The sequence below is a fragment of the Klebsiella grimontii genome, from assembly GCF_900200035.1.
GTDB lineage: Bacteria > Pseudomonadota > Gammaproteobacteria > Enterobacterales > Enterobacteriaceae > Klebsiella > Klebsiella grimontii.
In genome coordinates this window covers 170,135-183,700 of the sequence record NZ_FZTC01000014.1, presented here as the reverse complement: position 1 = coordinate 183,700, position 13,566 = coordinate 170,135, and the positions used below count along the sequence as shown (strand labels likewise).

At 52.9% G+C, this 13,566-nt stretch carries 10 protein-coding genes; 1 reads left to right on the top strand and 9 read right to left on the bottom strand.

Annotated elements, in window-relative coordinates; genetic code table 11:
- Positions 1 to 121 precede the first annotated feature (121 nt).
- The 4 genes from KOSB73_RS06625 to KOSB73_RS06610 all read right to left on the bottom strand — a co-directional run bounded on the left by KOSB73_RS06625 (position 122) and on the right by KOSB73_RS06610 (position 6,523).
- Entirely contained in the window at positions 122 to 2,413 is a 2,292-nt protein-coding gene (locus KOSB73_RS06625) for a hydratase (RefSeq protein ID WP_098140331.1), read from the bottom strand.
- A gap of 75 nt (positions 2,414 to 2,488) precedes the next feature.
- Entirely contained in the window at positions 2,489 to 3,781 is a 1,293-nt protein-coding gene (locus KOSB73_RS06620) for an SLC13 family permease (RefSeq protein WP_370512084.1), read from the bottom strand.
- A 147-nt stretch (positions 3,782 to 3,928) separates the two neighbouring features.
- Positions 3,929 to 5,362 carry an anion permease gene (locus tag KOSB73_RS06615; RefSeq protein WP_004872289.1) on the bottom strand — a complete coding sequence of 478 codons (1,434 nt, stop codon included), beginning with the start codon at positions 5,360 to 5,362 and terminating at the stop codon, positions 3,929 to 3,931.
- A 105-nt stretch (positions 5,363 to 5,467) separates the two neighbouring features.
- Positions 5,468 to 6,523, bottom strand: a complete 1,056-nt coding sequence (locus tag KOSB73_RS06610) for a 4-oxalomesaconate tautomerase (RefSeq protein WP_004872291.1) — start codon at positions 6,521 to 6,523, stop codon at positions 5,468 to 5,470.
- Positions 6,524 to 6,802: 279 nt separating this feature from the next.
- On the opposite strand from KOSB73_RS06610, the gene KOSB73_RS06605 reads away from it, so the two are divergent.
- Positions 6,803 to 7,741, top strand: a complete 939-nt coding sequence (locus KOSB73_RS06605) for a LysR family transcriptional regulator (protein WP_098140330.1) — start codon at positions 6,803 to 6,805, stop codon at positions 7,739 to 7,741.
- A gap of 29 nt (positions 7,742 to 7,770) precedes the next feature.
- Here the strand turns inward: KOSB73_RS06605 and rihC are convergent, their stop codons facing one another.
- From rihC to ileS, 5 genes are all read right to left on the bottom strand, one after another.
- The gene (gene rihC, locus KOSB73_RS06600) at positions 7,771 to 8,685 is read right to left on the bottom strand and encodes a ribonucleoside hydrolase RihC (RefSeq protein ID WP_049088261.1); all 915 of its coding nucleotides are present in this window, start codon (positions 8,683 to 8,685) and stop codon (positions 7,771 to 7,773) included.
- A gap of 65 nt (positions 8,686 to 8,750) precedes the next feature.
- The gene (gene ispH, locus KOSB73_RS06595) at positions 8,751 to 9,701 is read right to left on the bottom strand and encodes a 4-hydroxy-3-methylbut-2-enyl diphosphate reductase (RefSeq protein WP_049086835.1); all 951 of its coding nucleotides are present in this window, start codon (positions 9,699 to 9,701) and stop codon (positions 8,751 to 8,753) included.
- Between the two features lies 1 nt (position 9,702).
- The gene (gene fkpB / locus KOSB73_RS06590) at positions 9,703 to 10,152 is read right to left on the bottom strand and encodes an FKBP-type peptidyl-prolyl cis-trans isomerase (protein ID WP_004872298.1); all 450 of its coding nucleotides are present in this window, start codon (positions 10,150 to 10,152) and stop codon (positions 9,703 to 9,705) included.
- Between the two features lie 54 nt (positions 10,153 to 10,206).
- Positions 10,207 to 10,707 carry a signal peptidase II gene (gene lspA / locus KOSB73_RS06585; protein WP_024360376.1) on the bottom strand — a complete coding sequence of 167 codons (501 nt, stop codon included), beginning with the start codon at positions 10,705 to 10,707 and terminating at the stop codon, positions 10,207 to 10,209.
- Entirely contained in the window at positions 10,707 to 13,523 is a 2,817-nt protein-coding gene (ileS, locus tag KOSB73_RS06580; RefSeq protein WP_024360377.1) for an isoleucine--tRNA ligase, read from the bottom strand. The genes lspA and ileS overlap by 1 nt, the downstream gene beginning before the upstream one ends.
- Positions 13,524 to 13,566: the final 43 nt, after the last annotated feature.

Below are 13,566 nucleotides of genomic sequence, written 5' to 3'. Positions count from 1 at the left end.
AACCCATCATGCGATAGCGCAAAACGGCGAGAGTTTTGAACGTGAGTTATTTTGCCTCGGCTATGAATAAAACGGGGATGATATATCATCCCCATTTATTCATCATGCCGATGAAGATCATTTAATGTTGGTGGGTTGTTAAGCGTAATTTATTATAATTAATTAAGCTCCCCGCTTTAATAATCTCCCGCTCTGATGCGGTTAATCCCTCCATATAAAGCGAGATCTCTTTAACGGGATGCTGAGGGCTAATCACGAAGGCGGTAATTTGACTCATATTGGTTTCCAAAGCGGACTTGATTCCCGGGATATAGATGAAGTCGCCCACTTCAAATTCCGGCAGCGCCTCCATCTGCAGCGGCAGCATCCCCCAGTTGATAACGTTTGAACGATAGCGCTTGGTCGCATACTGCTGGGCAATATTCGCCAGGCCGCCGAGGACTCTCTGGCAGCTGGCGGCCTGCTCGCGCGCGGAACCATCGCCGGGTTTTACCGCATACACCATACTGCCTATCTCCGTCTGCTCGAGGGTGACATTTTCCTGTCCCGGCAGCTGTCGGATCCGGGAAAAAACCGCCTCAAGCTCCGGCTCCAGACGACAAGGGTTGTCGCCTGTCATCCGCCTTGTTTCCAGAGCGGCAATCTTCTTACTGCGGCCAACGTAGCCCGGGTCGCGTCGTGAAAGGGTAAACTCGGCCAGCCCTAAAGGATTGGAGCGGAATGAAGAGGTTTCTCCTGATGGAATAAGTTCATCGGTGGTGGTCACCGGATCCATTATCTTTGAGGTCACGTTTAACAGAATATTTTCCGTTAGCGCACTCATCTCCGGCCAGTCTTTAATATTCGGACCATAAATCAGCGATTGTTGCGTCGCCCCCTTAATAAAGCCTTGATAAACGCGATTTTTATAAGGCGAAGCATCAAATTCATACTGCGGAATGTTTTCCCAGCAATCGAGTTCGCAAGCCGATGTCAGCACGCCCCCATTGGCTGCCGTCGCCGCAATGGAGCGGGCATCCATCAGCGCGACAGCCGACATTTGCCCATTCCCCGGTTTTGACCCTTCCCGGTTTGGAAAATTACGCGTCGTGTGGCGAATGCTTAAACCGTTATGCATGGGCGTATCGCCTGCGCCAAAACAGGGTCCACAAAATGCGGTGCGCATAATCGCGCCGGCGCTCAACAGCGCGCTGGTCATGCCTTTTTTAGTCAGGTCCATCAATACCGGTTGGGAGGAGGGATATATCGACAGAGAGAAATCGTTGTCACCACAGGAGCGGTTTTTTAAGGCATGCGCCGCTTCGACCACGTTAACATAATTTCCGCCGGCGCAACCGGCGATAATTCCCTGCTGAATCCGCAGTTTGCCATTTTCGATTTTATCCCGCAGGGTGAGCGCTGCGCGTCCCTGGGAAATTTTATCGGCCGCCGTTTCGACCTCATGCAAAATATCCTGCAAATTGTCATTAAGCGTATCAATTTCATATACGTTGGCGGGATGAAAGGGCAAGGCGATCATCGGCTTGATGCTACTTAAGTCCACTTCTATGCAGCCATCATAGTAAGCCATCTCTTTTGCCGAGAGCGGACAATAGTCCTGCTCCCTGCCATGAAGGCGTAAGTAGTGTTTGGTCTCTTCATCGGTTTGCCAGATAGAGGATAAACACGTGGTCTCCGTTGTCATCACATCCACGCTATTTCTGAAGTCGGTAGACATCGTCGCCACGCCCGGGCCAACAAACTCCATAATTTTATTTTTCACGTAACCGCGCTCAAACACCGCGCCAATGATCGCCAGGGCAATATCCTGAGGGCCAACGCCGGGAGAGGGTTTACCCGTCAGATACACCGCAACTACCTCTGGATAATCAATATCCCAGGTCTCACCGAGCAGCTGCTTAACTAATTCTCCGCCCCCCTCGCCAACCGCCATCGTTCCCAAAGCGCCATAGCGGGTATGGCTGTCTGAGCCCAGGATCATTTTCCCGCCGCCGGCCATCATCTCACGCATATATTGATGAATAACGGAAATATGGGGCGGGACATAAATGCCGCCGTACTTTTTCGCTGATGACAAGCCAAATATATGGTCATCGCTATTGATCGTCCCGCCGACTGCGCAAAGGGAGTTATGACAATTCGTTAAAACATATGGCAATGGAAAACGCTCCATGCCTGATGCCTTAGCGGTCTGGATGATGCCCACAAAAGTAATATCGTGGGAAGCCATTGAATCAAATTTAATTTTTAACTTATGATCATCCCCTGACGTATTATGGGCGGAGAGAATCGACCATGAGATCGTTCTCTTGCGCGCCTCCTCCTTCTCCTCTACCGCGGCTGAACGATTATCAGCACAAATAATACCATGCTGATGCGAGATATAGACTCCATGGTCATATAATTTAATCATGACATATATCCTTAGATGTAGAAAAAATCACGCCTGAGCGATTAGCCCTACTTTTTAAAAGATCGCTGGCCGCGATTAATAAAATGGAAAGAAAATGGGCAGCAAAACAAAGCTAACAATTACCGATATCAAAATAAGCGGCAAACCAACTTTTACATAATCGACAAACTTATATCCGCCGGCGGAAAAAATCATCATATTGGCAGGCGTTCCCACTGGCGTCGCATAAGCGCATGAACAGCCGATAACAATCGCCATTAACACCGCCCGGGGATCGGCGCCCATCGAATGGGCAATAGACAGGCCAATCGGCATTAATAAAGCCGCCGTTGCCGTATTTGACATAAAATTGGTTAATATGCAGGAGATGATTAATACGGCGCTTAAAAGTAAGAAAGGCGAGGCCTGGTGTCCGAGCAAGTCTATTATTGAGCGCGCCATGATCGCGCCAGCGCCGGTGGTTTCCAGTGCCTTTGCTAATGCCAGAGTACCGCCGAACAGGAAAATCGTCTGCGAGTCGATGGCCTGGTAGGCCTGTTTTTCAGTAATCACCCGGGTAATAACCAACGATAAAGCGCCAATTGAACCAATAATCGCGATCGGCAAACCAATGCGCTTTTCGAAGATCATGCCCAATACCGTCGCGATCAATACCGACAGCGCAATCACCTGCTTATACGTCGGGCAATCGACCGTCCTGATGCTTTCAGCGCCGTGCTTCTGAAGCGTATTTTTGCCGGGTAATATCCGGTAGCCGATAGTCACAAAATAGAGAATACCGCAGGCTAACATGGGAATACCTAACTTAGCGTATTCAAAAAAACCGAAACTTTGGCCAACCTGTTCCAGCGCCGATTGCGCGATCAGGTTGCCGGGTGAACCGATCAGCGAAAGATTACCGCCCAACGCCGAGGCAAACGCCAGCGGCATAAGAAGCCGGGAGCGGGCGTACCCTGATTTAATCGCTGCGCCTATTACCACAGGAATTAAAACCGCCGCCGTGCCGGTATTGGACAAGACTCCGGAAAGGAGCCCACAGACTAACATAATGATGACAATGAGCTGCTTTTCGCTCCGCGCATAACGCGTCACAATACCGCCAATCTTATCCGTTACGCCGGTTTCAAATAAGGCGCCGCCGACCACAAACATTGCCACAAACAAAATGACATTTTGATTAATAAAACCGGAAAAAGCCGTTTGCACATCAAAAACGCCGGTAACCACCAGAGTAATACAAACAATCATGGCCGTTACAGCCAGCGGGATTTTTTCCCATACAAACATTACTATAGAAAAAACTAATAGCGACAATGTAATCGTAACTGGAGACATAAATATATCACACCTCACCTTATCAAAGGCCATATAATCATATTTGAAATCAGGTAACTTCACCCACACTTAAACGCTCAAATAAAAAGAGCAGATAAGCCACATGCCGCTCTGAATAATAAACCTTGCCCCTGGGCACCCTGTGATGCCCAGCTAAGCTATCATTTCCTCAAAAAATTTTTAAATTACCTTCCAGGCGATTAATATTTCCCACCACCATACTCCTAGCGTGATTTGCAGGAGGAAAGTAAGTAACGCTAATATTCCACCGATAATCCACCATGATTTAATATCATTATAGCCAACGCCAAAAATAACTGGCCCTGCCGCCCCGCCGTAGTGGGTTACCATGCCACCATAAGAGTTGCTGAAGAGTAAGGCGAGCGCAGTTAGCATGACCGGTGCGCCAGAAACGTTCGCCAGCATAGCAAAAACGGGAACCATCGCCACAATATAAGCGCTGCCTGACGCAAAGAAGTAACGCACTAAAATGCTTAAGGCAACAATAACGATGAAAGCGACATTACCATGACCGTTAAATGAAATATTATTTTTTAATAAATCAGCCAACCATAAGAAAAAGCCAACTTTGGAGAGCAGGGAACTTAAACCAATAATACCGCCGTACCATATGAGCGTATTCCATCCCCCCTTATTCTTAATCACGTCATCCCAGGTGACGATTCTCAACACCAGCATTAACGCCATAACGCCGATCGCCACGGTAGACTCATTCACTCCCAGCGATTGACTAAATACCCAACCGCCAAGCGCAAGAACAAAGAGGCAGGACAGCATCTTTTCACGTAGCGTCATTGGCCCCAAAGCTTCCATACCGGCTTTGGCGATCTTTTTGTTATCGACTTTCTTCAGTTCTGGCGGGTAAAGCTTGTAGGTAATCAGCGGCGTCAACAGTAACATGATAATTCCGGGTAATCCGGCCGCCAGCGCCCATCCTCCCCAGCTCAATTTTATATGGCAAATATCTTCGATCATTTTTAGCGCAAGTATATTTCCGGCCATCGCGGTGAAGAACATATAGCTGGTCGTTTTGGTCACCATATAGACGTTCAGCATGAGATAATGACCAACGCGTTTTGCGCTGCGCTCCGGCTCGGACCCAAGAGCGACGGCAACACTGTTAATAATCGGCAGTACAATTCCGCCGGCACGCGCTGTATTTGAAGGCGTCGCGGGCGCCAGGATCAGGTCAAGGAAGGCGGTAACGTAGCCCAGACCCAACGTCGTACTGCCAATTTTGCCGATCAGAATATATGCAATTCTTTTCCCCAATCCGGTAATGACAAATGCCGCGCTCAGGGTAAATGCAGAAAACACCAACCAGGTGGTACCTGATGAATATCCGCTTAACACGCTGGCCGCTTTTATCGAACCGTCGCCTAAATTTCCCACAACCACCATTGATGCGGCCACCGCGATCAGCAGGACCACGGGCTCAGCAAAAGGTTTAATGACTAACCCGACAATCGCGGCCAGATAGATACCGGATAATACCCAGGCAAGTTTTGATAACCCTTCTGGCGCTGGGAATAAACTGATGAGTAACGGTATTGCTATTATAACAAGCAGTTTCCATAATTTATTCTTTTGCATTTCATTCCTTCCCTGCAATCAATATGTAAGGATGCTGGTGAAACGTATTCACATCACTCCCTCCCCGATTCCGGGTATTTTTATAGATACTCAGAGAGTGGGTATTTATTCGGGAATGTAAACCGTTCCTGAAAGGATCTTCCGCGCAGTACGAATAACCGAAGCCCGGATATCTTCTGGGCGTTCAGTCGTCTGGCTTAAGTCGACTTCAATACCGCCGCTGGGGTGTTCGACTTTAATGATTCCGTCGCCTGATAGCTTCGTCAGTTCATTAGCAATGGTTTTCGGAATAATACATGCGCTTGCCAGACCGATAGCACCGGTAATCGCCAGCGATTTATGGCAATTATGCGGCATAAAATAGCGTACGTTTATACTTCCGCCGCTTAATGCAGGAGAAATCAGAACCGGTTTTGGGATAACCATATTCGTTACATCCCCAAACCCCATCGCCTTACCGGCCTGGATACGAATAGATTCAAGCGATTTTAATAACCCGCTATCCCGATCTAATTCACTCGCAGATTCATATCCGGTTTTGCCCAGACTCTGAGCCGGGATCACCACCATGGGCATCGCCATATCAATACAGGTCACTCGCACATCATCGAATACGTCCATACGATTACCCGTCGGGAAAAGGCGTCCGGATTTGGCCCCCGCCGCATTCAAAAAAGTCAATGCAACCGGCGCGGCGCGCCCCGGAACGCCATCGATTTGGCTATCCCCTTCATAGATAACCTTGCCGTCAGGTGTTTGAACGTCAGCGTCAATAAAAGTATTGGTGTTCACGTTTCTTATACGCACTCGCGTAACCGGAGACGCCGCCTCAACTAACCCATGTTCAATCGCAAACCCGCCTACCGCACACAGCATATTGCCGCAGTTTGGCGTTGTATCCACCCGCCGTTCATTAACGATGACCTGAACAAACAGATAATCGATATCCGCTTCTTCGCTAAGCGATTGACTGATAATCGCCACCTTACTGGTTTGTGGGCTCCCTCCGCCAATGCCGTCAATTTCCAGCTCATGACCCGAACCCATGATGGCTAATAAGCAGTCATCACGTTTCTGAATATCCTTGGGTAAATCATCTGCTAAAAGAAAGGCACCTTTCGATGTCCCACCACGCATTAATACACAGGGAATGCTCTTCATAGCATGTTCCTTATTCGCTAAGAAATAGAAGAATGGTGTAAAACGGCTCCGTGAATTTAATTGGTTTTATGTTTTTTAAGATTTTTATTTACTTAATTAACGGCCAATATCAATCACCTCAGGCATTTTACAAATTCATTCTACTTGCCAGAATCTCACCGGTTGATAAAATTTTGCCATAACAGTTATTCCTGCTGAGTATTAATAAAAAAGCATTCCCGCTTAATAATGACTAGTCATCTACTTAGAGAAACGCTTATTAACCCCTACGGAGCAATAATGAAAAATGAACTATCCGGTATGAAAGCCTTTGTCACGGTTGCGGAGCTAGGCTCATTTAGTAAAGCAGCCGAGCAGCTCAACCTCACGCAACCCGCGCTGACTAAAAAGATAAAAAAAATAGAGGATAATCTGAATATTGCGCTGTTCGAACGAACCACGCGAAAAATTGCGCTTACTCAGGCCGGAAAAATGCTTCTCCCAAAGGCCAAAGCGTTGATTTCCAGCCTTGATGCGGCAATATTTAACCTCAACGATTTAACGTCTCAAATACATGATACGGTAACGCTATCTTGCATTCCGACCGCCGTATTTTACTTTTTACCGCGTGCTATCGTGCAATTTAATCAAAGCTATCCCAACATCAAAGTACGAATTTATGAACAAGGTATAGAAACGTGCATGAACTCGGTACGCAAAGGCGATGTTGATTTTGGAATAAACATGAACTTCATCACATATCCAGACATCGATTTTATCCCTCTGGTGAATGAACCTTTTGTTCTGGCGTGTCGGCAAGACCATCCGCTGGCGGGGAGACAATTAGTTGAATGGCGGGAACTGGTGAGCCAAACCTTAATCGGGGTAAGGAAATCAAGCGGCAACAGACAGTTAATCGAGAAATGCCTGGCTGATAAGCCCTGGCGACTGGATTGGTTTTATGAAGTCCGACACTTGTCGACCTCGCTCGGTCTTGTCGAAGCCGGGTTGGGCGTCTCGGCGCTCCCCTGCCTGGCGATGCCCCATAGCGGCAACAGCACCGTCGTGAGCGTTCCGCTTGTCGAGCCGGTGATCCGGCGCACGCTGGGTATGATCCGCGTAAAGAACCGGCCCCTTTCCGCGGCGGCAGAACGATTAGCGTCGCTATTACTGCTGATGTGGACCGATGAAGCGGGCACGCTATGGCGCAACGTCGTCGACCCCATTCAGAGCACCTGAGCGCCATGCCCGGCCGCTTCGTTACCGGGCTAGGGCGCCAGCGCAATCACCTCGGCCGCCCAGCGCTGAAATCCTTCGACATCCAGCCCCAGCGCCACCTGCGCATTTGCCGGTTGGCCCAGTTTGCCTTCGATATCCACCACCGTGGTGCCTGAGGTCCATATGCCCTGGGTTTCTACCGCCACAAAGCACGGTGCAAGGGTAAACAGCTGCGGACGGACCAGCCAGGCAATCGCGCACAGGTCGTGCATACGCAGCCCGCTGCTCATGCTCCCGCTACGGTAGTGGCTAAACAGCGCGTGCAGCATCTTTCCGGTCTGATTAAGCGTCGGCAGAGTGGCGAGATACGCCGGCGCCAGCATCGCCTGATTGGTGACATCCAGCCCGCACATAACGATCTCCAGCCCGCTGCTGAACACTTTAGCCGCCGCTTCCGGGTCGATGGCGATGTTAAATTCCGCGTTCGGCGTAAAGTTACCGCGCCCGGCGGAGCCGCCCATAATCACCAGACGACGGATGTTAAAACGGCATTCAGGGTACTGGGTCAGCAATAGCGCGATGTTGGTTAACGGGCCAATCGCCACCAGCGTCATCGGCTCCGGAGCGTGCATCAGCGCGTCGCGGATCGCCTGAAACGCCGGTTTCGCCAGCGGCTGACGGTGATGTTCAACAAAATCGTAGCCTTCCATCCCGGATTCGCCGTGCACGGAAGCGGCGTCGCGCAGCGGGCGAACCAGCGGCATCGACGCCCCCTGGGCCAGCGGGACACCAGCGTTCCAAAAATGCAGAAGCTGCAGGGCGTTGCGGGTCGTTTTCTCCACCGACACATTCCCCGCGACCGTGGTCATCAGCTGCAGATCCAGCTCGGGGGCGAACAGCGCGGCGGCAATCGCCGCGGCGTCATCAATGCCGGGATCGGTATCCAGAATGATAGGTAAGCGCATAGTTTCTCCATAAAAAATGCCAGACGTTAAGCCTGGCATCTTCTCATACTGCGGCGGAAAAGAACTTACTCTACTTCACGGACGTCTACGCGCAGCTCTTTCGGCACCTCGAAAACGATGTTCTCTTCGCGCCCTTCCAGCGGCACCGCTTCGCCGCCGCCCAGCTCCTGCAAACGCGTAATCACGTTCTGGACCAGAATATCCGGCGCCGAAGCGCCCGCGGTGACGCCGACGCACTGCGCTTCTTTCACCCACGCTTCCTGGATATCGGTCGCGTCGTCGATCAGATAGGCCGCTTTCCCCATCCGCTGAGCCAGCTCGGCCAGACGGTTAGAGTTAGAGGAGTTCTTCGACCCTACCACCAGCACCACATCGGCCTGCCCGGCCAGCGCGCGGACGGCTTCCTGACGGTTAGTCGTGGCATAGCAGATATCATCTTTGCGCGGCCCGACGATTTTCGGGAAACGCTCGCGCAGAGCGTCAATCACGTCGGAGGTATCGTCGACGGAGAGCGTCGTCTGGGTCATAAACGACAGCTTAGCGTCGTTTTTCACGTCCAGCGTCCAGACATCGTCCGGCGATTCCACCAGGTACATTCCCCCCTGCGGGTTGCTGTACTGGCCCATGGTACCTTCGACTTCCGGATGACCGGCGTGACCAATCAAAATGGATTCTTCGCCGCGACGGCTGGCGCGGGCGACTTCCATATGCACTTTGGTGACCAGCGGACAGGTAGCGTCAAACACCGTCAGATCGCGGCTTTTCGCCTCGTTGCGAACGGCCTGAGAGACGCCGTGGGCGGAGAAGATCAGGATTGCGCCGTCCGGCACTTCGCTAATCTGCTCAATAAAAATCGCGCCGCGCTGCCGTAGGCTATCGACAACATAGCGGTTGTGCACGACTTCATGACGCACGTAGATCGGCGCGCCGTACAGCGTCAGCGCGTTTTCAACAATGCTGATAGCGCGGTCAACGCCTGCGCAGAAGCCGCGCGGGTTAGCCAACAGAATCTGCATCTTACCCCTCCAGCGCCGGATCGATCTCCAGCACTTCAACATCAAAATGAACGGTACGCCCGGCCAGCGGGTGATTGAAATCAACGGTGATCGAATCGCCGTTCACTTCGCGGATCACGCCGGGCATTTCGCTGCCATCCATTGCGGTAAAGAGCATAATCGCGCCGATTGAAGGCTCGCCCGCGTCGATAAATTCCCGGCGCGAGAAGTATTGGATCAGGTCCGGGCTCGGTACGCCAAACGCGGCGTCCGGCTCCAGCGAAAAGGTGGTTTTATCCCCTTCTTTCAGCCCCAGCAGATGCTGTTCAAGACCTTCAGAAAGCGAGGTATCGCCCAGGCGAAACAGCGCGGGTTTACCGTTATTGCGTGTTGACTCTGCGGTGGAGCCATCGTCGAGCTTTAAGGTGAAGTGCACCAGCACCGCACTGTTGCTCTGTACTGATTTAGACATGCAGGTTGCTCACTTGTTTTGCCCGGCGGCGATGGCGCCGCCGGGCGAGTTTTGTTACGCCTGTTTCTTCGCAGCCGCGTTCGGTAAGAAGCCTTCCAGCACGATCAGCGCCGCGCCGATACAGATAGCGGTATCGGCAAGGTTGAAGGTGGCGAAGTGCCAGTCCCCGACGTAGAAATCGATCATATCGACGACAAAACCATGCCACAGCCTGTCGAATAAATTCCCCAGCGCGCCGCCAATAATCAGCGCATAGGCAATGTTATTCAGCTTTTGCGTCGCCTTAGAACGATACATCAGCACCGCGAGGATCACGCAGATACCGATAGCGATACCGGCGAAGAACCAGCGCTGCCAGCCGCCGCTGTCGGCGAGGAAGCTAAAAGCCGCGCCATAGTTGCGCGCATAGTGCAGATTAAGCGATGGGAACAGCGATACCGTATCCCCCAGAGCGAAGTTCTGGAGGATCAGGAATTTACTGCCTAAATCGATAATCAGCACGGCTACGACGACCCACAGCCAGCGTAGCCCCGTTGAACAAATCGGTTTACTCATCAGGCAAACTTACGTTTTTCGCCGTCACCGGCGATGTTGCTGACACAGCGTCCGCAGATATCCGCGTGTTCCGCCACCTTGCCGATATCCGTGGTGTAATGCCAGCAGCGCGGGCACTTGTCACCTTCGGCTTTGCTCAGCACGACTTTCAGGCCTTTCAGCAGCTCACTCTGCCAGGCGTCGGCCGGAGCCTGCGCATAATCGGCAACTTTCGCCCCAGAGGTCAACAGGACAAATCGTAATTCGTCGCCCAGCGCGTTGAGCTTCGCCGCCAGATCGGCATCGGCGTACAGGGTCACCGCCGCCTCCAGCGAGCCGCCAACCTGCTTATCCGTACGCGCCTGTTCGATAACCTTGTTGACTTCGCCGCGCACCTTCAGCAGCGCGTCCCAGAAACCGTCGTTCATCGCTTCGTCAGCGTCCAGGCCAAACAGGCCGGTATACCATTCGCCGGTAAAGACGTATTTCTCGCGGTCGCCCGGCAGGTAACCCCAGATTTCGTCAGCGGTGAAGGACATGATCGGCGCCATCCAGCGCACCAGCGCTTCGGCAATATGGTACAGCGCAGTCTGGCAGCTACGACGCGCGATGCTGTCGGCCTTGGTGGTGTACTGGCGGTCTTTAATGATATCGAGCCAGAACGAGCCCATTTCGATGGAGCAGAAGCGCATCAGGCGCTGCACCACTTCGTGGAAATCGTAAGATTCGTAGGCTTTGACGATATCGTCCTGAGCCGCTTGCGCGCAGCCTACAGCCCAGCGGTCCAGTACGACCATCTCTTCCGGTTTCACCATGTCTTTTGCCGGGTCGAAGCCGTTGAGGTTCGCCAGCAGGAAGCGCGCGGTGTTACGGATACGACGATAGCTGTCGGCGGCGCGTTTGAGGATCTCGTCGGAGACGGCCATTTCGCCGGTATAGTCGGTGGAAGCCACCCACAGGCGCAAAATATCCGCACCCAGCTTGTTCATCACGTCCTGCGGCGAAACGGTGTTGCCGATGGATTTGGACATCTTGCGGCCCTGACCATCAACGGTAAAGCCGTGGGTCAGTACCTGGCGGTAAGGCGCTTTGCCCTTCATCGCGGTAGAGATCATCAGCGAGGACATAAACCAGCCGCGGTGCTGGTCGGAACCTTCCAGATACATGTCGGCGGCGTGACCGGTAAATTCCGGACGCACGTCAACAACGGAGGAGTGGGTCGACCCGGAGTCAAACCACACGTCCAGCGTATCCGGCACCTTCTCGTAGCTATCCGCATCGGCGCCGAGGATATCGCGGGAATCGAGATCCCACCACGCCTGGATGCCGTCAACTTCTACGCGTTTGGCGACTTCTTCCATCAGCTCCAGCGTACGCGGGTGCAGCTCTTGCGTCTCTTTATGCACGAACAGCGACATCGGTACGCCCCAGGTGCGCTGACGAGAGATACACCAGTCAGGACGGTTGGCGACCATCGATTCGATACGCGCCTGGCCCCAGTCCGGGATCCACTGCACGCCTTTGATTTCGGAAAGCGACTGCGCGCGCAGGCCTTTTTGATCCATGCTCACGAACCACTGCGGCGTGGCGCGGAAGATGATCGGCGTTTTGTGGCGCCAGCAGCACGGGTAGCTGTGCTGCATTTTTTCAACGTGCAGCAGCGCGCCTTTTTCTGACAGCAGCGCAACGACAACATCGTTAGCTTTGAAGACGTTTACGCCGTCCAGCGTCGGGTAAGTTCCCGGCAGGTAGGCGCCGTCCGGACCAACCGGGTTAGCGACTTCCAGACCATATTTTTGACCGATGACATAGTCATCCGGACCGTGGCCTGGCGCGGTATGTACCGCACCGGTACCCGCGTCCAGCGTGACGTGATCGCCCAGGATCGCCGGGACGTCGAAATCGAGGAACGGATGCTTAAAGCGCATCAGCTCCAGCTCGGCGCCGTTCACCACCGCCAGGATGGTGTAATCAGCAATGCCGGCGCGCTTCATCACGCTTTCGACCAGGTCTTTCGCCAGGATCAGCGCCTGATCGTCAACCTGCACCAGCGCATAGTCAAACGCCGGGGAGAGGGAGATGGCGCGGTTCGCCGGCAGGGTCCACGGGGTGGTGGTCCAGATAACCAGAGAAACCGGGCCGTTAACGTCGGCCACGCCGAATTTCGCCAGCACCGCCGCTTTATCGGCCGCGTGGAACGCCACGTCGATGGACGGGGAGGTTTTGTCGTAATACTCGACTTCCGCTTCCGCCAGCGCTGAGCGGCAGTCTACGCACCAGTGCACCGGCTTAGCGCCTTTGTGCAGGTGGCCGTTGCCGATGATTTTACCCAGCGCGCGGATGATGTTGGCTTCGGTTTTGAAGTCCATGGTCAGGTACGGGTGCGACCAGTCGCCGAGCACGCCCAGACGGATAAAGTCTTTACGCTGTCCGTCAACCTGGGTGGCGGCGTATTCGCGGCACTTGGCGCGGAACTCGGCGGCGGTGAATTTCTCGCCCGGCTTGCCGTACTCCTGCTCCACTTTCAGCTCGATCGGCAGACCGTGACAGTCCCAGCCCGGTACGTACGGGGAGTCATAGCCCGCCAGCCCTTTGGACTTAACGATAATGTCTTTCAGAATCTTGTTAACCGAGTGACCAATATGAATGCTGCCATTCGCATAAGGAGGGCCATCATGCAGAATGAAGGTTTTTTTGCCTTTTTTGGCTGCACGAATGATGCCGTACAGGTCATCATCGGTCCAACGCGCCAGCATTCCCGGTTCACGCTTGGCGAGATCGCCGCGCATCGGGAACCCTGTTTCCGGCAAATTCAGGGTCGATTTATAATCACTCATCAGATTCTCGGTTCCGTATTTCGGTTTGATAAACACCGTCAGG

Coding starts and splice junctions, on each gene's coding strand:
- KOSB73_RS06625 (WP_098140331.1), bottom strand. CDS start 2,413: ATGATTAAATTATATGACCATGGAGTCTATATCTCGCATCAGCATGGT.
- KOSB73_RS06620 (WP_370512084.1), bottom strand. CDS start 3,781: ATGGCCTTTGATAAGGTGAGGTGTGATATATTTATGTCTCCAGTTACG.
- KOSB73_RS06615 (WP_004872289.1), bottom strand. CDS start 5,362: ATGCAAAAGAATAAATTATGGAAACTGCTTGTTATAATAGCAATACCG.
- KOSB73_RS06610 (WP_004872291.1), bottom strand. CDS start 6,523: ATGAAGAGCATTCCCTGTGTATTAATGCGTGGTGGGACATCGAAAGGT.
- KOSB73_RS06605 (WP_098140330.1), top strand. CDS start 6,803: ATGAAAAATGAACTATCCGGTATGAAAGCCTTTGTCACGGTTGCGGAG.
- rihC (WP_049088261.1), bottom strand. CDS start 8,685: ATGCGCTTACCTATCATTCTGGATACCGATCCCGGCATTGATGACGCC.
- ispH (WP_049086835.1), bottom strand. CDS start 9,701: ATGCAGATTCTGTTGGCTAACCCGCGCGGCTTCTGCGCAGGCGTTGAC.
- fkpB (WP_004872298.1), bottom strand. CDS start 10,152: ATGTCTAAATCAGTACAGAGCAACAGTGCGGTGCTGGTGCACTTCACC.
- lspA (WP_024360376.1), bottom strand. CDS start 10,707: ATGAGTAAACCGATTTGTTCAACGGGGCTACGCTGGCTGTGGGTCGTC.
- ileS (WP_024360377.1), bottom strand. CDS start 13,523: ATGAGTGATTATAAATCGACCCTGAATTTGCCGGAAACAGGGTTCCCG.